Here is an 18,962-nt window from a genome sequence, read left to right on the forward strand (position 1 = left end):
GGGCGGCCCCGAGGCGGCGGCGCGCGAGGCCCGCTACGCCGCCCTGGACGCCGCGGGCGACCGGCTCGTCGCCGCCGCGGAGGTGCTCGGCCACACCCTCGACGACCAGGCCGAGCAGGTGCTGCTCGGCCTGGCCCGCGGGTCCGGGGCCCGGTCGCTCGCCGGGATGCCCGCCGTCCGCGGGCGGTACCGCCGTCCCCTGCTCGGGGTCGCCCGGGCGGTCGTCCGGCAGGCCCTCGCCGACCAGGGCCTGGACGCCTGGGACGACCCTGCCAACACCGACCGCGCGACGGCGCGGGCGCGGGTGCGGCACGACCTGCTCCCCGCGCTGGAGCTGGGCCTCGGGCCCGGGGTCGGTCGGGCGCTGGCGCGCTCGGCCGACCTGCTGCGCGAGGACGCCGAGGCCCTCGACGCGCTCGCGGAGGCGGTGGTCGACGAGCTGCCCGCGCTCGCGGACGGCGTGCCGGTCGGGGCACTGGCCGACGGGGCGGACGCCGTGCGCCGCCGCGCGCTGCGCCGGCTGCTGGTGCGCGCCGGCTGCCCCGCCGGAGCGCTCACCCGCGACCACGTGCTCGCCGTCGACGCCCTGCTCGTCCGCTGGACGGGCCAGGGCGAGGTCGCGCTGCCGGGCGGTGTCCGGGTGCGGCGGGCGTCTGGGATGCTGTCGCTCGTCCCAGCGCCCGGACGCGGCTGAGGCACCCCCTTCCCGACTCGCGAGGAGCACCCGCCGGTGGACGCCGACGACATGGGCACCGACCTCTCCGAGGTCCTCATCAGCGCCGAGCGCATCAGCGAGCGGCTGGCCGAGATGGCCGCCGAGGTCGACCGCGACTACGCGGACCGCGACGTCCTGCTCGTCGGGGTGCTCAAGGGCGCCGTCATGGTGATGGCCGACTTCGCCCGCGCCCTGCACTCGCCGGTCCAGATGGACTGGATGGCGGTGTCGTCGTACGGCTCGGGCACCAAGTCCTCGGGCGTGGTGCGCATCCTCAAGGACCTCGACACCGACATCTCCGGCCGGCACGTGCTCATCGTCGAGGACATCATCGACTCGGGCCTGACGCTGTCGTGGCTGATCGCCAACCTCGGCTCGCGCGGCCCGGCCTCGGTCGAGGTGCTCACGCTGCTGCGCAAGCCCGACGCCGCGAAGGTCCAGGTCGACACCCGCTACGTCGGCTTCGACATCCCGAGCGAGTTCGTCGTCGGCTACGGCCTCGACTACGCCGAGCGCTACCGCAACCTCCCCTTCGTCGGGACGCTCGCGCCGCACGTCTACGGCGGCTGAGCGCCCCCACCCCGTCGGAACCGGGACCGGCGTCCGGGCGTTGCTCCTGACGGGCACCGGCACGAACCCCAGGTGTACCGTTTTCGCAGGTCAGGACCGACAGAAGGGACGGGGGCCTGGCACCCCCGACGATCCGGCATGGACTTCAGGCGTTTCTTCCGCGGCCCCGCGTTCATCGTGGTGCTGGCCCTGCTGCTGCTCCTCATCGGCACGCAGATCTTCTCCCTCGGCGGCTTCCAGCGCATCGACACCGCCGACGGCCTCACCCTCCTCGAGGAGGGCAAGGTGGCCGAGGCGAAGATCGTCGACCGCGAGCAGCGCGTCGACCTCGTCCTGCGCGAGGACTTCGAGGACAAGGGCAGGCAGGTCCAGTTCTTCTACGTCCAGCCGCGCGGGGTCGACGTCGTCGACGCCGTCACCTCGGCGGACCTGAAGGAGCCGTTCACCGACGAGGTCCCGAAGGACTCGTGGTGGGGCACCCTGGCCATCACGCTGCTGCCGGTGCTGCTCCTGGTCGGCCTGTTCTGGTTCATGATGAGCCAGATGCAGGGCGGCGGCTCCCGCGTCCTGCAGTTCGGCAAGTCCAAGGCCAAGCTGGTCAGCAAGGACACCCCGCAGGTCACCTTCGCCGACGTCGCCGGCGCCGACGAGGCCGTCGAGGAGCTCGTCGAGATCAAGGAGTTCCTGGCCGAGCCGGCGAAGTTCCAGGCCGTCGGCGCGAAGATCCCCAAGGGCGTCCTGCTCTACGGCTCGCCCGGTACCGGCAAGACGCTGCTGGCCCGCGCGGTCGCCGGCGAGGCGGGCGTGCCGTTCTACACGATCTCCGGGTCCGACTTCGTCGAGATGTTCGTCGGCGTCGGCGCCTCCCGCGTCCGCGACCTGTTCGAGCAGGCCAAGGCGAACGCGCCCGCGATCATCTTCGTCGACGAGATCGACGCCGTCGGACGCCACCGCGGCGCCGGCATGGGCGGCGGCCACGACGAGCGCGAGCAGACGCTGAACCAGCTGCTCGTCGAGATGGACGGGTTCGACGTCAAGACCAACGTCATCCTGATCGCGGCGACCAACCGCCCCGACATCCTCGACCCCGCGCTGCTGCGTCCGGGCCGCTTCGACCGCCAGATCGCCGTCGAGCCGCCCGACATGGCCGGCCGCGCGCAGATCCTCAGGGTCCACGGCAAGGGCAAGCCGCTCGCCGCCGACGTCGACCTCGAGGCCGTCGCCCGCCGCACGCCGGGCTTCTCCGGCGCCGACCTGGCCAACGTGCTGAACGAGGCCGCCCTGCTCACCGCGCGCACCAACGCCAAGCTCATCGACGACGCCGCGCTCGACGAGGCGATCGACCGCGTCATCGCGGGTCCGCAGAAGCGCACCCGGCTGATGAACGAGCAGGAGAAGAAGATCACCGCCTACCACGAGGGCGGCCACGCCCTGGTGGCCGCGGCGATGCGGCACACCGACCCGGTCACCAAGGTGACCATCCTCCCGCGCGGCCGCGCGCTCGGGTACACGATGGTGATGCCGCTGGAGGACAAGTACTCCACCACCCGCAACGAGCTGCTGGACCAGCTCGCCTACGCCATGGGCGGTCGCGTCGCGGAGGAGCTGGTCTTCCACGACCCCACCACCGGCGCCTCGAACGACATCGAGAAGGCCACGGCCACGGCGCGCAAGATGGTCACGCAGTTCGGCATGAGCGAGCGGGTGGGTGCGATCAAGCTCGGCTCCGGCTCCGGCGAGGTCTTCCTCGGTCGCGACATGGGCCACGAGCGCGACTACTCCGAGGGCGTCGCGTCGATCGTCGACGAGGAGGTGCGCAAGCTCATCGAGGCCGCGCACGACGAGGCGTGGGAGGTGCTCACCGAGTACCGGCAGGTGCTCGACGACCTCGTCGTCGCGCTGCTCGAGCAGGAGACCCTGAACAAGGACCAGCTCGCCGAGATCTTCTCGCCGGTCGTCAAGCGCGACCTGCGGCCGGTCTGGCTGTCGGCCGACAACCGCGCCGTGTCCGACATCCCGCCGGTGATCAGCCCCAAGGAGCGCAAGTCGTTGAACGGCAAGCCGTTCGACCAGCACGCCCCGCAGGACCAGGCCGCCGAGGCCGGCGAGCCGAACCTGCCGGGCTGGACGCCGGGCGAGACCGTCCCGCGCCCGCCGAGCGCCGGGGAGTAACCGGCCCGTGGACGAGCGCGAGGGCACCGGGGACGTCGGCCCCGGCCCGGTCGACCTGCCCCGCATCGAGGCGGCCGTGCGCGAGATCCTGCTCGCGGTGGGGGAGGACCCCGACCGCGACGGCCTGGTCGAGACGCCGGCGCGCGTGGCGCGGGCGTACGCAGAGATCTTCGCGGGGCTGTCGATGCGCGCCGAGGACGTGCTGAAGACGACCTTCGACCTCGGCCACGACGAGATGGTGCTGGTCAAGGACATCGAGGTGTACTCGACCTGCGAGCACCACCTCGTGCCGTTCCACGGCGTCGCGCACGTCGGCTACATCCCCTCTCCCGCAGGCAAGATCGCCGGCCTGTCGAAGTTCGCCCGGCTGGTCGAGGTGTTCGCCCGCCGGCCCCAGGTGCAGGAGCGGCTCACCTCGCAGGTCGCCGACGCGATCATGGAGATCCTCGAGCCGCGCGGCGTCATCGTCGTGATCGAGTGCGAGCACCTGTGCATGTCGATGCGCGGCGTCCGCAAGCCCGGGTCGCGCACCGTCACGTCCGCGATGCGCGGCCAGATGCGTGAGGCCGCCACCCGGGCGGAGGCGCTCAGCCTGATCCTCGGCCGGTAGCGGTGACCGACGTGGAGGTGCCCGTCACCCCCGCAGCGCTCACCGAGCGCGCGGGCGGCCGCTGCCTGGTCATGGGCGTGGTCAACGTGACCCCCGACTCGTTCAGCGACGGCGGCGAGTGGTTCGAGCCGGACGCCGCGATCGCCCACGGACTCGACCTGCTCGCCCAGGGGGCCGACCTGCTCGACGTCGGCGGCGAGTCGACCCGCCCGGGCGCGTCGCGGGTGCCCGTGTCGGAGGAGCTGCGCCGGGTGCTGCCCGTCGTCACCGAGCTCGCGTCGTCGGGCGCGGTGGTGAGCGTCGACACGATGCGCGCCGAGGTCGCGAGCGAGGCGCTGGCCGCCGGCGCCCGCGTGGTCAACGACGTCAGCGGCGGGCTCGCCGACCCCCACCTGCCGCACGTGGTGGCCGACGCCGGGGTCACCTACGTCGCGATGCACTGGCGCGGCCACAGCACCGAGATGGACGCGCTGGCGCGCTACGACGGGCCGGACGGCGTCGTGGGTGGCGTCCGCGACGAGCTGGCACGACGCGTCGAGGCGCTGCAGCAGGTCGGCGTCGCCCCGGACCGCCTCGTGCTCGACCCCGGGCTCGGCTTCGCCAAGAGCGGCGACCAGAACTGGGAGGTGCTGCGCGGGCTCGAGGAGGTCGTCGGGCTCGGCCACCCCGTGCTCGTCGGCGCCTCGCGCAAGCGGTTCCTCGGCCACCTGCTCGCCGACCCCGACGGCGTCCCCGCGGTGCCGACCGCGCGCGACGCCGCGACCGCGGCCACCAGCGCGCTCGCCGCCGCGGCCGGCGCGTGGTGCGTGCGCGTGCACGACGTCCCGTCCTCGCTCGACGCGGTGCGGGTGGCACGGGCGTGGCGCGCCGGGGGCGCGTCGTGACCGCCGTGCCGGGGTTCCCCGATCGGATCGAGCTGATCGGCCTGCGCGCCAGGGGTTTCCACGGGGTCTTCGAGTTCGAGAAGCGGGAGGGCCAGGACTTCGTCGTCGACGTCGTGCTGCACGTCGACTCGCGCCGCGCCGCCGCGACCGACGACCTGGCCGACACCGTGCACTACGGCGACCTCGCCGAGCAGGTGCACGAGGTCGTCACCGGCGAGCCGGTCGACCTGATCGAGACGCTGGCGTCGCGCGTCGCCGACCTGGCGCTCGCGCAGGCCGGCGTCGGGGCGGTCGACGTCGCGGTGCACAAGCCGCAGGCGCCGGTGCAGGTGGCGTTCGGCGACGTCGTCGTGCGCGTGCACCGCCGGCGGGACGACCGATGAGCCGGCCGCTGCCCGAGGTACCCGTGGTGCTGGCGCTCGGGTCGAACCTGGGCGACGCCGCCGCCCACCTGCGCGGGGCCGTCGCCGACCTCGCCGCCACCGACGGGCTGACGGTGCACCGGGTCTCGCCGGTCGTCGAGACCGACCCCGTCGGTGGTCCGGAGCAGGGGGTCTACCTGAACGCGGTGGTGCTCGCGTCGACCACGCTCGGGCCGCTCGAGCTGCTCGCCCGGTGCCAGCAGGTCGAGGCCGACCACGACCGGGTCCGCGAGATCCGTTGGGGGCCGCGGACGCTCGACGTCGACGTGCTCACCTACGGCGAGACGCTCGACGACGACGAACGCCTGACCCTGCCCCACCCGCGCGCGCACGAGCGCGCCTTCGTGCTGGTCCCGTGGTCGCTCGCCGACCCGGACGCGGTGCTCCCCGGGCCGGACGGCGGTCGGGTCGCCGACCTCGCCGCCCGTGCGGCCGACCGCGACGGCGTGCGGCCGCGCCCCGACGTCGTGCTCGCCGCGGGGGGTGCGTGGTGAGGGGGACGCAGCCGCGGCACCTGCTCGTCGGCGCCGGTGTCGCCGCGGTGCTGGGCTTCGTCGTGGCCCGCTGGGTCGAGTCCTCCGGCGGCAGCCCGCTGCCCGTGCCCTGGTCGGCGCTCGCCGGCATGGTCGCGATCGCGGCCGGGGTCGTCGTGGTCGCGTGGCCCGTGCGGCGCTGGAACCGCGGCGACCGCAGCCGCCGCCTCGACCCGCTGCGCGCCGCCCGCGCGGCCGTGCTCGCCAAGGCCGCGAGCCTGAGCGGCGCGATCCTCGTCGGCTGGTTCGCCGGCCAGGGCGCCGCGACCCTCGGCGACCTCACGATCGAGCCCCGGCGCGACCGGTTCGTGCTCGCGATGGTCGCGGTGCTCGTCGCGACCCTCGTGCTCGTGGCCGGGCTGGTCGGGCAGCGCTGGTGCCGCCGCCCGCCGGACGAGGACGAGCAGCAGCGCGGGTGAGCGCGCACCCGTCCGGCAGGACGCCGGGCCCGCCCGAGCCGCCCGTCGTCGCCGTCGTGCTCGCGGTCCGCGACGTCGAGGAGTTCGTCGTCGACACGCTGCGCAGCGTGCAGGCCCAGACCGAGACGCGCTGGATCGCGGTCGTCGTCGACGACGCGAGCACCGACCGGACTGTCGCGGTGGTCGAGGAGCTCGCCGACCCGCGCATCGAGGTCGTGCGCCGTGCGACGGCCGGCGGGTCCGGCGCCGCCCGCAACGAGGGCCTGCGGCACCTGCCGGGGGAGGTCGACCTGGTCGCCTTCCTCGACGGCGACGACACCTGGGAGCCGGACGCCCTGGAACGCCTGCTGGCGGCGCTCGAGGAGCGACCGGACGCCGTCGGCGCCTACGGCCTGGCCGAGTACGTCGACCGGGCCGGCGCCGTGGTGCACCGCGGCGCCCACCCCCGCCTGCAGCGTGCGCGACGTCGCGTGCGCGGGTGGGACCTGGTCGACGTCCCCGCCGCCGACGACACCACGTTCGACTCGCTGGTGGTCGCGGGCACGATCTGGCCGGCGGCGGTGGCGCTCCACCGCAGGGCCGTGGTGGAGCGGGTCGGTGGGTTCGACGACGCGCTGCGGCTGCAGCAGGACTGGGACCTGTACCTGCGGATGAGCCGCCACGGTCCGTTCGTGGCGCTCGACCACCAGGTCGCCTGGTACCGCCAGCACGGTGGCAACGTCACGCACCGGGAGGTCGACAAGCTCTACTTCCAGGACGCGGTGCGCCGCAAGAGCTGGGAGTCCCCGGCCAACAGCGCGCAGCAGCGCCGAGCCGCGGCGAGGGCGTGTCGGGCGCTGCACCACCGCGACGTCGCGCGCACCGCCGTCGGCACGGCCAGGGCGCTGGCCGGCGGACGGGTGCGCGCGGCCGGCCAGGGCCTGGTCGCGACGGTGGTGCGGGCGGGGCAGCTGCTCGGGCCGGCGCCGCGCCGCCCCGACCGACTGCTCCTCGCGATGGGCCTGGCCGCCCGGGACGACGCCCCGTGGGACCCGCTCGGCGCTCCCCGACCGCTCCCGGCCACCCAGCGCGGTCGGCGCCGAGGGTGGTCCGGGCGGAGCGGGAGTGGCACAGTCGGGCCATGAGCACAGCACCCACCTGTCCCCAGTGCGGGCGTCCCGGCGTGCGCACCGAGCAGCTCTCGACGTCCGAGGGGGGCGACACGCGCACGGTCTGGCTCTGCGAGCTCGACCACAAGTTCACCTGAGCCGCAGGGGTCAGCGACCTGCCAGGTGCGGCAGGCGGGCCGCCAGCCGGCCCGCCGCGGCGAGCACCTCGGCGAGCACGTCGACGTGCCCCAGGAACCCCGCCCCGCGCGGGCCGTAGCCGCGCTCGTCGTCGCGCAGCCGCCGCACCTCGCCGAGCGCCAGCTCGGTGAACCGGTCCGTCCCCCACACCGTCCCGCCGTCCGCGAGACCCACGCCGTCCGCCCGCACGACCGGTACGAACGGCGCCAGGCTGGTGACCGCGAGCGGGTCGGCGGCGCCGCGCTGGTGGTGGTCGAACGAGGCGTGCGTGCGGCGCTGCATGGTGGGGTCCTGCACGAGCAGCACCGACCGGGTGTCGGGGCGGTCGACCAGCAGGCGCAGCGAGAACGCCGCGTTCTCACCGCAGTTCGTCGACTCCTCCTCGGTCGACACCAGCCCGGCCGGGACGTCGTGGTGGCGTTGCAGCAGCTCGGCGAGCACGGAGGCCTCCGTCCGGCCGTCCGGGTCGACGTCCGCGTGACGGGTCGACGCGCGCACCGCAGCCCGCAGGTACGGGGTGGAGTGCCCGATCCCCCCGGTGACGAGCACGGACCCGACCGCACCGCGGTGCACGGCGTCGGCCGCGACGTCGAGCGAGGCGAGCACCGCGCTGCCGCACAGGACCAGTACGTCCCAGCGCCCGGCGGGGTCGAGCGCCGCCGGGTCGCGGCGCGCCAGGTAGCCGGCGACGACCTGCAGGTCGTCGACGTCGTGCGGGCTCACTCCTCGTCGGGCACCGTGCGGCGCAGCGCCGTGTGGACGGCGGCAGGGGTCAGCACGCCGACGTAGCGGTCGCCCTCGAGCACGGGCATCCACCCGGCGTCGTGCTGCACGATCTCCGAGAGCCCTTCCCGCAGCGACGATCCCACCTGGATCGTCTCCTCGAAGCGACGCACCACGTCCGCGACCGTCGACGTCTCGGGGCGACCGGTGAGGTGCCGCGCGGCGACCCAGCCGCGCAGGTTGCCCTCGTCGTCGAGGACGATCGCGTACGGCGGCGCGTTGGTGCCGGCGGCGCGGTTGCCCTGGCCGGACAGCAGCGCCCACGCCTCGCCGACCGGATCGGTGAGCAGCACGGTCGGCGGGTGCTCGAGGTCCTGGGTCTCGACCGGCGTGACGGCCAGGCGCCGCAGCCCGCGGTCGGCCCCGACGAAGTCGGCGACGAAGTCGTTGGCCGGTGTGCCGAGCACCGTCGCCGGGTCGGCGTACTGCTCGAGGACGCCGCCCTGCGAGAGCACGACGACCTTGTCGGCCAGCCGCACCGCCTCGTCGATGTCGTGGGTCACCAGCAGCACCGTCTTGCCGAGCTCGGACTGGATCTCGCGGAACTGCGCCTGCAGCCGGTCGCGCGCGATCGGGTCGACGGCGCCGAAGGGCTCGTCCATCAGCAGCACCGGCGGGTCGGCCGCGAGGGCGCGCGCCACGCCGACGCGCTGGCGCTGGCCGCCGGACAGCTCGTGCGGGTACCGCTTCGCGTACCGCGCGGGGTCGAGGCCGACCAGGTCGAGCAGCTCGGCGACCCGCTGCTGCTTGCGTCCCCTGTCCCACCCGACCAGGTCGGGGACGGTGGCGACGTTGGTCTCGATGGTCTGGTGCGGGAACAGGCCGATCTGCTGGATCACGTAGCCCATCCGGCGCCGCAGCTGCACGGGGTCGACGGTCGTGACGTCGTCGCCGTCGAGGAAGATGCGCCCCGACGACGGCTCGATCAGCCGGTTCACCATCCGCAGCGTGGTCGACTTGCCGCAGCCCGACGGGCCGACCAGGCAGACCAGGTCGCCGCGCTGCACGTCGAGGTCCAGCTCCTGGACGGCCACCGTGCCGTCCGCGTACTTCTTGCCGACGCCGTCGAGACGGATCATCGGTTCGCCGCTACGGTCGGTGGCGTGATCGCGTCCGGCGAGGTCCTGCTGGGTCTTCTCCAGCCCCGGGTTCATGCGGCAACAGTTGCCGACAACTGCCTGGTCCGCAACGACTGGGTGTGCCCCGACTACGTGACGACGCGCTCGACCGAGCTCGCCGAGGCCCTCACCCAGCACGTGCTGATCACCGTGGTGAGCGTCGCGCTGGGGGTGGTGCTGGCGTTCCCGCTGGCGCTGCTGGCGCGGCGCAACCCGGTGCTGCGGTCGGTCGTGCTCGGTGCCTCGACCGTGGTCTACACCATCCCCTCGCTCGCGCTGCTGTCGCTGCTCGTCGGGTTCACCGGCCTGTCGATCACCACGGTGGTCACGGCCCTGGTGCTCTACTCGCTGACGATCCTCGTCCGCAACATCGTGGCCGGCCTCGACGCCGTGCCCGACGACGTGGAGGACGCCGCGCGCGGCATGGGCTTCTCGTCCGGACGCATGCTCTGGCGGGTGCAGGTGCCCCTCGCCCTGCCGGCCTTCTTCGCGGGCCTGCGGGTGGCGACGGTCTCGACCGTCGCCCTCACCACGATCGGCTTCATCGTGGGGCCGTTCGGCGGGCTCGGGAACCTGATCCGCAACGGGCTCACCGGGTTCTTCAAGGCCGAGGTGCTCACCGCCGCCGTGCTGTGCGTCGCGCTGGCGATCGTGGCCGACCTGCTCATCATCGGGGCGCAACGGCTCTCGACGCCGTGGACGCGGGGGGTGCGGACGTGAACGGCCCGCTCGGCGACGCGATCGCCTACCTGACCGACCCCGCGTCGTGGTCCGGCGCCGGCGGCCTGGTCGCGCGCACCGGCGAGCACGTGCTCGTCTCGGTGCTCTCGCTCGTCGCCGCGATGCTGGTCGCGGTGCCGCTCGCGCTGTGGCTCGGCCACATCGGGCGCGGCGGCGTGCTCGCGGTGAACGCGGGCAACGCCGCCCGTGCCGTGCCGTCGTACGCGCTGCTCGTCGTCTTCGTGCTGCTGCCGAACCCGCTGGGCGCCAACACGTTCTCGTTCGTGCTGGCTCTCGCGCTGTTCAGCCTGCCGCCGCTGCTCACCAACACCTACGTCGGCGTCCGCGAGGTCGACCGCGACGTCGTCGACGCCGCCCGGGGCGTGGGCATGAGCGGGTGGCAGGTGCTGCGCCGGGTCGAGCTGCCGCTCGCGCTCCCGCTGGTGCTCACCGGGGTCCGGCTCGCCGCCGTGCAGGTCGTGGCGACCGCCACGGTCACCGGGCTCGTCGGCGGCGGCGGGCTCGGGCGCGTCATCAACAGCGGGTTCATCAACAGCGACCAGGGCCAGGTGATCGGGGCCGCGCTGGTCGTCACCGTGCTCGCGCTGCTGGTCGAGGGCGGGTTCGAGCTGGTGGAGCGGCGGTCGAGACGCCGTCGCGGGCGCACCGCCGTCCCGGGTGACGCGGTGGTGGGCACGCCGGTCCCGGCGGCGCCCGGGGTGTAACCGGATCGTGACCCTGCTCGGGATGCTCCTGTCAGGGGTCGCGTGTTCACTCTGAGCAGCGGGTGGGAGCCCGTCGGACACGCGCGGCCACGGCGCCGCGGGACACAGAAGGCGAAGGGAACCACCTCATGACCGCACGACTGCGCACCCCTGCGCGCCTGGCGCTGCTGCTCGCGGCGCCCCTGCTCGCCCTGACCGCCTGCGGCGGCGGCGACGCGTTCGAGGAGGGCGACGGCGGGTCGTCCTCCACCGGCGACGGCGGCGGCGGCGCCTCCGGCGAGCTCACCGTCGGCGGCGCCGACTTCACCGAGATGCGCGTGATGGAGGAGATGTACCGGCTCGTCCTCGAGGACGCCGGCTACACCGTCGAGGTGACGCCCGTCGGCCAGCGCGAGATCTACGCCCCGGCGCTGATCAGCGGCGAGGTCGACGTCGTCCCCGAGTACGCCGCCACCATGGCCGAGTACCTGAACCGCGAGGCGAACGGCCCCGACGCCGAGGCGATCTCGACCAACGACGCGCAGGAGACGGTCGACGCGATGCGTCCCCTCGCCGAGGAGCAGGGCCTCACCGTCCTCGACCCGTCGCCCGCCATCGACGCGAACGGGTTCTACGTGACGCAGGCGTTCGCCGAGGAGAACGGCCTCGAGACGCTGAGCGACCTGTCCGAGCTGGGCCAGCCGGTCACCATCGCCGCCGGCGACGAGTGCCTCGAGCGGCCGTTCTGCGCCGTCGGCCTCACCGAGACCTACGGCATCCAGGTCGCCGGCGTCACCGGCGACGACTTCGGCTCCGCCACCGGCAAGCAGAAGGTCGTCGACGGCGACGCGCAGCTCGGCCTCACCGGCACCACCGACGGCACGCTCGAGGCCCTCGGCCTGGTGCTGCTCGAGGACGACAAGAAGCTCCAGGCGGCCGACAACCTGGTGCCCATCGTCAACACCGAGTCCGCGTCCGACCCGGAGATCGCCGAGGCGCTGAACGCGCTGTCGGCCGAGCTCACCACCGAGGACCTCGCCGAGCTCAACGCCAAGGTCGACGGCGAGCGGCAGAAGGCCGAGGACGTCGCCCGCGAGTACCTCGAGGGCAAGGGCCTGATCGGCGGCTGACCGCACCGGTCCGTGGGCGCGGGGTCAGCCCTGCGCCCACGGACCGCGGTACAGCTCGCCCACGGGCACGGCCGCGTCGAGCACGTTGCCGGGCGGCGCCAGCGGGCACGCCCAGCGCGGGTCGTACGCGCACGAGGGGTGGTAGGCGAAGTTGAGGTCGACCACCAGCCGCGAGCCGCCGGCGTCGGTGCCGAGGTCGGCGCCCTTGGTGGTGTCGAGCAGGTAGCGCCCGCCGCCGTACCCGCCGTCCCGGGAGGTCGTGTCCCGGAACGGCACGAAGAGCCCGCCGCCGTACCCGTCGTGCCACCAGACGTCCAGGCTGCCGAGGTCACCCAGCCGCACCAGCCCCACCCGCTCGTAGGGCACGACGCCGTCGGTGCCCGTCGGCACCTCGATCCGCTCCGGCGGCGCCGGCTCGATCGGCACGACGAAGCGGAACGCCGGGTCGTAGGGGGCGACGGCCACCTCGGTCGCGCGGTGCTCGGGCAGCACCGGCGACACCGGGTGCTCGCGCAGCCGCGCGACGTGCTCGGCCACCCAGGCTCCGTGCGCCGTCGCCGGGTCGGACGACGCGCGCACGGCCGCGTAGCCGGCGGCGACCTGCCGCCGGAAGTCGGTCACCTGCAGGGCGTCGACGGCGTCGGAGCGGGTCACACCCGCCAGCCTGCCAGCGGCCCGAGGCGCCCGCAGCGCGACCGGCAGCGGCGCGGCCGGCGCCGGTGCGACCGACACGGTGTGCCTCCCACGCCCCGGGGCGGCGCGACCGTAGCCTTCCCCGGTGACTTCCCCCACGCCTGATCACCCCGTCGCGCCCCCGCGCGCGTTGCACTGGTCGGTCGGCGCGCCCCTCGGGGCCGTCGCCGGCGTCTCCGCGGCCGTCGCCGGCCTGGTGGCGGACCGTCCCGCCCTGGGCCTGCTCGGCGCCCTCGTCGCCGCCGTGCCCGCCGCCCTGGCCGGTCGCCGCGTCCCCGCCCTGCAGCGCCAGGTCGCCGAGTGCACCACCCGCGCCGAGGTGGCCCGGGCCGCTGCCGAGCTCGCGGCCGAGCGCGCCGGTGCCGCCCTGGCCGCGGCCGAGCGGGTCGTCGCCGAGCGGCTGGCCGAGATCGCCGTCGCCGAGAACGAGACCGCCCAGGTGCGGCCCTTCGTCGCCGAGATCGTCACCGTCGAGCGCACGGTCGCGCAGACCGCTGCGCCCGAGCCTGTCGCGGAGCCGGTCGACCTGGTGCGGCGCACGCCGCGGCACCGCTCGTCCGCGCCGTCCGCGGCCGACGTGGTCGTCGACCTGGTGAAGCGCACGGTGTCGCCCGCCCCGGCGCCCGCCCCCGTCCACGTGATGATGGCGCCCGCCACCGCGCGCGCGGCCGCCCCGGCGCGGGCGATGGCCTTCGCCGCCGACGCCGCGCAGGCCGGCGCCACCGACGACCAGGGCGAGGGCGACCCGACGGTCGACACCGCCGAGCTGCAGCGCATCTGGGACCTCGGCGAGGCCCCGCGGCCCCGCAGCGGCCGCGGCCGCCGGGCCCGGCTCGGCGCCGAGGTCGACGCCCTGCCCGACCGTCCGGCCCCCGTCGCCGGCATGCGCCGCCGCGCCCGCCACCGCCGCTGACGCGGGCGGGTCGACCCGCTCCTCCCGAATCGCCGCGTTCCCGGCCGTCCGACACGCTCGGACCCCCGGGAACGCGGCGATTCGGCGTCCGGGAGGAGGGGCTACTTGTCGACGTCGCCGACGACGAAGAAGGTCGAGCCGAGGACGGCGACCATGTCGGCCACCAGGCACCCGGGCAGCAGCTCCGACAGCACCTGCACGTTGTTGAACGACGCCGACCGCAGCTTCAGCCGCCACGGGGTCTTGTCGCCGCGCGAGACCAGGTAGTAGCCGTTCAGCCCCAGCGGGTTCTCGGTCCAGGTGTACCGGTGGCCCTCCGGCACCCGCAGCACCTTCGGCAACCGGACGTTCACCGGCCCCTGCGGCAGCGAGCGCAGCCGGTCGAGCGCGACCTCGGCGACGTCGAGCGAGACGTGCACCTGCTCGACCAGGCACTCCAGCCGGGCGAAGCAGTCGCCGGCCTGCCGGGTGACGACCCGCCCCGGGCCGCCGTCGGTGAACAGCTCGCCGTAGGCGAGGTAGGGGTCGTCGCGGCGCAGGTCGAGATCGACACCGCTCGCCCGGGCCACCGGTCCCGACACCCCGAAGGCGTGCACCAGCGAGGGGTCGAGCACGCCGACGCCGACGGTGCGGGCGCGCAGGATCTCGTTGTCGAGCAGCATCGCCTCGAGCCGCGACATCCCCTGGCGCACGGCGAGGATCGCCTCGAGGACGCGGGCGGTCCAGCCGTTCGGCAGGTCCTCCTTGAGGCCGCCGACCCGGTTGAACATGTAGTGCATGCGGCCGCCGGAGAGCTCCTCCATCACCGCCTGCAGCTGCTCGCGCTCGGTGAACGCGTAGAAGACCGGCGTGATCGCGCCGAGCTCGAGCGGGTAGGAGCCGAGGAACATCAGGTGGTTGAGCACCCGGTTCAGCTCGGCCAGCAGCGTGCGCGTCCAGGTGGCGCGCTCGGGCACCTCCATGCCGAGCAGGTGCTCGACGCCGAGCACCACGCCGAGCTCGTTCGAGAACGCCGACAGCCAGTCGTGCCGGTTCGCCAGCACGATGATCTGGCGGTAGTCGCGCGCCTCGAACAGCTTCTCGGCGCCGCGGTGCATGTACCCGACGACGGGCTCGGCGCTGACGATCCGCTCGCCGTCGAGCACGAGCCTCAGCCGCAGCACCCCGTGCGTGGCCGGGTGCTGGGGACCGATGTTGAGCACCATCTCCTGCGTCGGCAGGTCGCGCCCGTCGCCGACGGCGGCGCTGCCGGCGCCGAGGCCGACGACCACCTGCTCCCCGGACGCCATGCGGCGAGTCTGCCACCCGCCGGCGCCGGCAGGTGGTGGTCAGCGGCGGCCGAGCACCGGGCCGATGCGGAACTCGTGCCGGAAGCGCCACAGCAGCACCGGCACCTGCAGGAGACCCGCGCCCTCGGCGCGCGCCCGCATCATCTCCGCGGTGCGCTGCGCCGGTGTCACCTCCCAGGACGCGCGCGTGACGGCGTCCGAGGCGTTCCACATCCGGTGGACGGTGCGCGGCCGCACCACGAACCGCTCGCCGGCGCGCACCACGCGCGGCGGCGAGGCACCCAGCACCACGGTGAGCTCGCCCTCGAGCACCTCGAACCGCTCCTCCTGCCGGGGGTGCCAGTGCGCGGGCGGCGGCCCGCCGCGCGGCTGCCAGGTCGACTCGAGCACCAGCAGGTCGTCGGTGCGGTCGACCTGCTCGATGCGCTGCCTCGCCGACTCCACGAGCACCGTGCGCGCCATGCCGCCACGGTGGCAGACCCGCGCGCCGAGCACCACGGTCCGCGGGGCACCGCCCGTGACAGGATCGGAGCATGAGCACCCCGGACCCGTTCTCGCCGGAGGCGATCACCTGGACGCCGGTGTCGCCGCAGCTCGCGACGGTCCGGCTCATCGGCACCGGGATCTTCGTGCTGGTCGTCCTGGTGCCGCTGGTGGTCGTGGCGGCCCTCGTCGGCTGGTGGTGGCTGTGGCTGCTGGTCGGCGCCTGGCTGCTGCTCGGGCTGTGGCTCGCGCTGCTGGTGCCGCGGCAGGTGCGCTCGTGGGGCTACGCCGAGCGCGAGGACGACCTGCTGGTGCGGCACGGCGTCCTGTTCCGCTCGCTGGTCGTGGTGCCCTACGGCCGGATGCAGTACGTCGACGTCCAGGCCGGCCCGGTCGACCGCGCGTTCGGCCTCGCGGGCGTCCAGCTGCACACCGCCTCGCCCGGCACCGACGCGGCGATCCCCGGGCTCTCGCCGCAGGAGGCGGCGCGGCTGCGCGACCGCCTCGCCTCGCGCGGCGAGGCGAGGCTGGCGGGCCTGTGACCGTCCCGCCCCTGCCGCCCGACCCGCCGCCCGCTGGACCGCCAGCGGGGCCACCGCCCACGGGGCCGGTCGTCGCGGGGCCCGCTCCCGACCCGACCGCCGAGCTGCGCCCGGGCGACCTGCCGCCCGCCGACCGCGACGGGTGGCGCCGGCTGCACAAGGTGACCCCGGTGCTGAGGGGCTGGAAGGTCGTCGCGGTCGCCCTGGTGATCGTGGGCCAGCAGCGCGGCGACGAGCTGCTCGCCGGCAACGGCGTGCCCTCGCGCACCGAGGTGCTCATCACCCTCGGCGTCCTCGCCGTGCTCGCGGTCGCGGCGTCGGTCTGGGCGTACCTGTCGTGGCGGATGACGCGGTTCCGGGTCGACGACGGCGTGCTGCAGCTGCACTCCGGCGTGCTGTTCCGCCAGCAGCGCCAGGCCCGCCTCGACCGGCTGCAGGCGGTCGACGTCGTCCAGCCGCTGCTCGGCCGCGTCTTCGGCCTGTCCGAGCTCAAGCTCGAGGTGGCGGGCGGCGCCGGTTCGGACGTCAAGCTCGCCTACCTGCGCGACGCCGAGGCGCAGCGGCTGCGCGGCGTCCTGCTCGCCCAGGCCGCAGGGCTGAGCTACGAGGGGGAGGAGGCACCCGAGGCGCCGGAGCAGGAGCTGCTGCAGGTGCCCGTGCCGCGCCTGGTCGGGTCGCTGCTGCTGTCCGGCGGCACGATCGGCGCCATCGTCTTCCTGGTCGCCGCGGTGGTCGCCTCGACCCTGCACCCCGCCGCGCTGTTCGGCGCGATCCCGGCGGTGCTCGGCACGCTGTCGGCCTACTGGGGCCAGTTCACGCTCGGCTTCGGGTTCCGCGTGGCGGCCTCCCCGGACGGCCTGCGGCTCCGCCACGGGCTGCTCGAGACCCGCGCGCAGACCGTGCCGCCCGGACGCGTGCAGGCCGTCCGCCTGGTGCAGCCGCTGCTGTGGCGTCGCCGCGACTGGTGGAAGGTCGAGGTGAACGTCGCGGGCTACGGCGTCGGCGCCGACGGCCAGAACAAGGAGACGGTGCTGCTGCCGGTCGGCCCGCGCGGCGAGGCGTTCACCGTGCTGTCGGTGGTGCTGCCCGACCTCGGCCACCCCGACCCCGTCCGCCTGCTCGAGGACGGCCTGACGGGCCTGGCCGACGAGCAGGGCCGCGCCGACGGCTACACCTGCGCGCCGCGCACGTCCCGCTGGCTCGACCCGGTGGGCTGGCGCCGGCACGGCGTCGCGGTCACCGAACGGGCCCTGGTGCTGCGGTCCGGCCGCCTGCGCCGCTCGCTGGTGCTGGTGCCGCACGAGCGCACCCAGAGCCTCGGGCTCGAGCAGGGCCCGGTGCAGCGCCGCCTCGGCGTCGCCACGGTGGTCGCCCACAGCACCCCCGGCCCGGTGGCGCCGCGGATCGAGCACCTCGCGGCCGACGTCGCCGGTCGCCTGCTCGACGAGCAGGCCGAGCGCGCCCGCCGCGCCCGCGCGACGAGCGGCCCGGAGCGCTGGATGGAGCAGGTCGCGCCGTCGTCCGGCGTCGACCTCGTCAAGCCGGTCGACCCCGGCAGCACGACGCCGGCGGCGCCCGACGCCGCTCCGAGCGCTCGTCTGGTCGACCAGCGTGCGCGCAACCTCCTGATGGACGCGATCGACGGACTGAGTGACCACGACGACGGACTGCAGGGTGTCGGCACCGTGGAGTGCATCGAGATGTTCTTCCACGTCGTCGACGACGACGGACGGTGGCGGACGTGGCCGACCCTGACCGGGGACGAGGTCGAGCAGGTCGACCTCGTTCGCGCCGTCCTGGAAGAAGCGCGCGCGGATCGCACCTGGACCGGTGACCAGGACGTTGCGGCATCAGGGTGGCCGCAGCGGATCCAGCCCGTCGCTGCCCGCGCCGCCGCGCTCATGTACGCCCGCGGTCGGTTCAGCGAGGACTTCGAGCAGGCTGAACCGGGGGACGCGCCGGGAAGCCGTGACGGCACGACGATCGGCACGTGACGTGCTGCACCCAGGAGCCCCGCCGTCCCGCTGATCCCCCGACCTGTCGTCCCACTGGACGAGGCGTCCTGGCGTGTCACACGTGTCGTTCCGCCACTTCGGTGTCACTTCCGGCACTGAACTGAGGAAACGGACCGAGGTGGGGGTTCAGCAGCGGGCGGTGGTGTCCGCCTGGGTCAGCACGCCGTCGGTGTAGGTGAGCAGCCAGACCGTGTCGGACGGCTGCAGGTCGGCGACCGAACCCACCTCGGTGGCGATCCGCGGGGTGCCGTCGGCCCCGACCGCGCACGCGTTCTTCGCCACCACGACCCGCGGCGAGACCGGCACGGCGTAGGTCTTCTCGTCGTTCTGGTTGCGGAACGGGTCCTCGGTGAGCGGTGCCAGCGGCACGCCCTCGGCCGACACCTCGTCCTCCGACCAGTCGGCGTAGGTCCAGCGGTCGAGCCGCAGCCAGGTGGTGCCCCCGACGACCTCGGCGCTCGCGATCGTGCCCACGTCGTGCCCCCGCCCGGCCATGTCGGACGTCGGCCCGGTCTCGCTCGGGGCCGCGGACGCCGACGCCGCGCTGCTCGGCGTGCCGGACGAGGTCACCGTCACGGTGGTGGGGGAGGTGGGCTCGTCGCCGCCGCAGGCCGTCGCGGTCAGCAGCACCGTCAGGGCGCCCGCGGACGCCGCGAGCCGCGGCAGGAGGGGGTGGCGGCGCACCCGAGCACCCTGCACCGCGTCCCGGCCCGGTGTCCAACCCGCCGGCGCTCAGGCCAGCGCGTGCGTCACGGCGCCGCCCCGGGCGTGCAGCAGCCACCCGAACCCGCCGAGCCCGTCGGGGTCGGTCAGCTCGTGCACCCGGGACGCGCGCGCGAGCGCCGCCAGGTACCGCGCCGGGTGGCGGACGGCGTCCGCCGGGTCGGGTCGCGCCGGTGCCAGGCCCAGGCGGGCGAGCGCCTCGTGCTGGCGCAGCACCACCGACGGCGGCACCGCCGCG

Annotated in this window: 22 protein-coding genes and 1 pseudogene; 16 read left to right on the top strand and 7 right to left on the bottom strand. The window is 74.9% G+C overall.

Features of this window, described 5'->3' with window-relative positions; translation table 11 throughout:
* The 10 genes from ACYVKY_RS14500 to ACYVKY_RS14545 all read left to right on the top strand — a co-directional run.
* The coding region (locus ACYVKY_RS14500) for an ATP-binding protein (protein ID WP_460435701.1) at positions 1-694 on the top strand (694 nt) is incomplete at its 5' end.
* A 36-nt stretch (positions 695-730) separates the two neighbouring features.
* Positions 731-1,285, top strand: a complete 555-nt coding sequence (gene hpt / locus ACYVKY_RS14505; protein WP_460435702.1) for a phosphoribosyltransferase — start codon at positions 731-733, stop codon at positions 1,283-1,285.
* A 138-nt stretch (positions 1,286-1,423) separates the two neighbouring features.
* Entirely contained in the window at positions 1,424-3,457 is a 2,034-nt protein-coding gene (ftsH, locus tag ACYVKY_RS14510) for an ATP-dependent metallopeptidase FtsH/Yme1/Tma family protein (protein ID WP_460435703.1), read from the top strand.
* Between the two features lie 7 nt (positions 3,458-3,464).
* Positions 3,465-4,067 carry a GTP cyclohydrolase I gene (gene folE, locus ACYVKY_RS14515; protein WP_460435704.1) on the top strand — a complete coding sequence of 201 codons (603 nt, stop codon included), beginning with the start codon at positions 3,465-3,467 and terminating at the stop codon, positions 4,065-4,067.
* Between the two features lie 2 nt (positions 4,068-4,069).
* Positions 4,070-4,951, top strand: coding sequence for a dihydropteroate synthase (gene folP, locus ACYVKY_RS14520; protein ID WP_460435705.1), 882 nt, complete (start codon positions 4,070-4,072; stop codon positions 4,949-4,951).
* On the top strand, positions 4,948-5,334 hold the full coding sequence (gene folB, locus ACYVKY_RS14525; protein WP_460435706.1) for a dihydroneopterin aldolase: 387 nt from the start codon (positions 4,948-4,950) through the stop codon (positions 5,332-5,334). Before folP ends, folB begins: the two co-directional genes overlap by 4 nt.
* A complete protein-coding gene (gene folK / locus ACYVKY_RS14530) occupies positions 5,331-5,867 on the top strand; it encodes a 2-amino-4-hydroxy-6-hydroxymethyldihydropteridine diphosphokinase (protein ID WP_460435707.1) in 537 nt (178 codons plus the stop codon). The genes folB and folK overlap by 4 nt, the downstream gene beginning before the upstream one ends.
* Positions 5,864-6,325: a DUF3180 domain-containing protein gene (locus tag ACYVKY_RS14535; protein WP_460435708.1), complete on the top strand. Its 462-nt coding sequence runs from the start codon at positions 5,864-5,866 to the stop codon at positions 6,323-6,325. Before folK ends, ACYVKY_RS14535 begins: the two co-directional genes overlap by 4 nt.
* The gene (locus ACYVKY_RS14540) at positions 6,322-7,449 is read left to right on the top strand and encodes a glycosyltransferase family 2 protein (RefSeq protein ID WP_460435709.1); all 1,128 of its coding nucleotides are present in this window, start codon (positions 6,322-6,324) and stop codon (positions 7,447-7,449) included. Before ACYVKY_RS14535 ends, ACYVKY_RS14540 begins: the two co-directional genes overlap by 4 nt.
* Complete coding sequence (locus tag ACYVKY_RS14545) at positions 7,446-7,571, top strand: hypothetical protein (RefSeq protein WP_460435710.1); 126 nt, start codon at positions 7,446-7,448, stop codon at positions 7,569-7,571. Before ACYVKY_RS14540 ends, ACYVKY_RS14545 begins: the two co-directional genes overlap by 4 nt.
* Positions 7,572-7,581: 10 nt before the next feature.
* Here ACYVKY_RS14545 and ACYVKY_RS14550 read toward each other — a convergent pair whose 3' ends face one another.
* Positions 7,582-8,334, bottom strand: a complete 753-nt coding sequence (locus ACYVKY_RS14550; RefSeq protein ID WP_460435711.1) for a YdcF family protein — start codon at positions 8,332-8,334, stop codon at positions 7,582-7,584.
* Complete coding sequence (locus ACYVKY_RS14555; protein ID WP_460435712.1) at positions 8,331-9,473, bottom strand: ABC transporter ATP-binding protein; 1,143 nt, start codon at positions 9,471-9,473, stop codon at positions 8,331-8,333. The genes ACYVKY_RS14550 and ACYVKY_RS14555 overlap by 4 nt, the downstream gene beginning before the upstream one ends.
* A gap of 48 nt (positions 9,474-9,521) precedes the next feature.
* On the opposite strand from ACYVKY_RS14555, the gene ACYVKY_RS14560 reads away from it, so the two are divergent.
* From ACYVKY_RS14560 to ACYVKY_RS14570, 3 genes are all read left to right on the top strand, one after another.
* On the top strand, positions 9,522-10,232 hold the full coding sequence (locus tag ACYVKY_RS14560; RefSeq protein ID WP_460435722.1) for an ABC transporter permease: 711 nt from the start codon (positions 9,522-9,524) through the stop codon (positions 10,230-10,232).
* A complete protein-coding gene (locus ACYVKY_RS14565; RefSeq protein WP_460435713.1) occupies positions 10,229-10,957 on the top strand; it encodes an ABC transporter permease in 729 nt (242 codons plus the stop codon). Before ACYVKY_RS14560 ends, ACYVKY_RS14565 begins: the two co-directional genes overlap by 4 nt.
* 128 nt (positions 10,958-11,085) lie before the next feature.
* A complete protein-coding gene (locus ACYVKY_RS14570; RefSeq protein ID WP_460435714.1) occupies positions 11,086-12,066 on the top strand; it encodes an ABC transporter substrate-binding protein in 981 nt (326 codons plus the stop codon).
* 24 nt (positions 12,067-12,090) lie between these two features.
* Here ACYVKY_RS14570 and ACYVKY_RS14575 read toward each other — a convergent pair whose 3' ends face one another.
* Positions 12,091-12,720 carry a DUF1684 domain-containing protein gene (locus ACYVKY_RS14575; RefSeq protein ID WP_460435715.1) on the bottom strand — a complete coding sequence of 210 codons (630 nt, stop codon included), beginning with the start codon at positions 12,718-12,720 and terminating at the stop codon, positions 12,091-12,093.
* 124 nt (positions 12,721-12,844) lie between these two features.
* Here ACYVKY_RS14575 and ACYVKY_RS14580 point away from each other — a divergent pair, with 124 nt between their 5' ends.
* Positions 12,845-13,672 (top strand): hypothetical protein, encoded by an 828-nt coding sequence (locus tag ACYVKY_RS14580; RefSeq protein WP_460435716.1) that lies wholly within the window; start codon positions 12,845-12,847, stop codon positions 13,670-13,672.
* Positions 13,673-13,773: 101 nt separating this feature from the next.
* On the opposite strand, the gene ACYVKY_RS14585 is transcribed toward ACYVKY_RS14580, so the two are convergent.
* Both ACYVKY_RS14585 and ACYVKY_RS14590 read right to left on the bottom strand, forming a co-directional pair.
* Positions 13,774-14,961, bottom strand: coding sequence for an NADH-quinone oxidoreductase subunit D (locus ACYVKY_RS14585; protein WP_460435717.1), 1,188 nt, complete (start codon positions 14,959-14,961; stop codon positions 13,774-13,776).
* A gap of 39 nt (positions 14,962-15,000) precedes the next feature.
* A complete protein-coding gene (locus ACYVKY_RS14590) occupies positions 15,001-15,423 on the bottom strand; it encodes a cupin domain-containing protein (protein ID WP_460435718.1) in 423 nt (140 codons plus the stop codon).
* Between the two features lie 71 nt (positions 15,424-15,494).
* Between ACYVKY_RS14590 and ACYVKY_RS14595 the strand changes: the two genes are divergently transcribed.
* Positions 15,495-15,986 carry a PH domain-containing protein gene (locus tag ACYVKY_RS14595; protein WP_460435719.1) on the top strand — a complete coding sequence of 164 codons (492 nt, stop codon included), beginning with the start codon at positions 15,495-15,497 and terminating at the stop codon, positions 15,984-15,986.
* Positions 15,983-17,980 carry a PH domain-containing protein gene (locus ACYVKY_RS14600; protein ID WP_460435720.1) on the top strand — a complete coding sequence of 666 codons (1,998 nt, stop codon included), beginning with the start codon at positions 15,983-15,985 and terminating at the stop codon, positions 17,978-17,980. The genes ACYVKY_RS14595 and ACYVKY_RS14600 overlap by 4 nt, the downstream gene beginning before the upstream one ends.
* A gap of 147 nt (positions 17,981-18,127) precedes the next feature.
* On the opposite strand, the gene ACYVKY_RS14605 is transcribed toward ACYVKY_RS14600, so the two are convergent.
* Positions 18,128-18,685 carry a hypothetical protein gene (locus ACYVKY_RS14605; protein ID WP_460435721.1) on the bottom strand — a complete coding sequence of 186 codons (558 nt, stop codon included), beginning with the start codon at positions 18,683-18,685 and terminating at the stop codon, positions 18,128-18,130.
* A 48-nt stretch (positions 18,686-18,733) separates the two neighbouring features.
* Positions 18,734-18,962 (bottom strand): annotated as a pseudogene (locus ACYVKY_RS14610) (SAM-dependent methyltransferase); the annotation flags it as partial.

The sequence above is a fragment of the Angustibacter speluncae genome (genome assembly GCF_054777815.1).

What these genes read in the sequence shown, in the direction of transcription:
- ftsH (WP_460435703.1), top strand. Translation starts at nt 1,424, where the DNA reads ATGGACTTCAGGCGTTTCTTCCGCGGCCCCGCGTTCATCGTGGTGCTG.
- folK (WP_460435707.1), top strand. Translation starts at nt 5,331, where the DNA reads ATGAGCCGGCCGCTGCCCGAGGTACCCGTGGTGCTGGCGCTCGGGTCG.
- ACYVKY_RS14545 (WP_460435710.1), top strand. Translation starts at nt 7,446, where the DNA reads ATGAGCACAGCACCCACCTGTCCCCAGTGCGGGCGTCCCGGCGTGCGC.
- ACYVKY_RS14555 (WP_460435712.1), bottom strand. Translation starts at nt 9,473, where the DNA reads ATGATCCGTCTCGACGGCGTCGGCAAGAAGTACGCGGACGGCACGGTG.
- ACYVKY_RS14570 (WP_460435714.1), top strand. Translation starts at nt 11,086, where the DNA reads ATGACCGCACGACTGCGCACCCCTGCGCGCCTGGCGCTGCTGCTCGCG.
- ACYVKY_RS14585 (WP_460435717.1), bottom strand. Translation starts at nt 14,961, where the DNA reads ATGGCGTCCGGGGAGCAGGTGGTCGTCGGCCTCGGCGCCGGCAGCGCC.
- ACYVKY_RS14590 (WP_460435718.1), bottom strand. Translation starts at nt 15,423, where the DNA reads ATGGCGCGCACGGTGCTCGTGGAGTCGGCGAGGCAGCGCATCGAGCAG.
- ACYVKY_RS14595 (WP_460435719.1), top strand. Translation starts at nt 15,495, where the DNA reads ATGAGCACCCCGGACCCGTTCTCGCCGGAGGCGATCACCTGGACGCCG.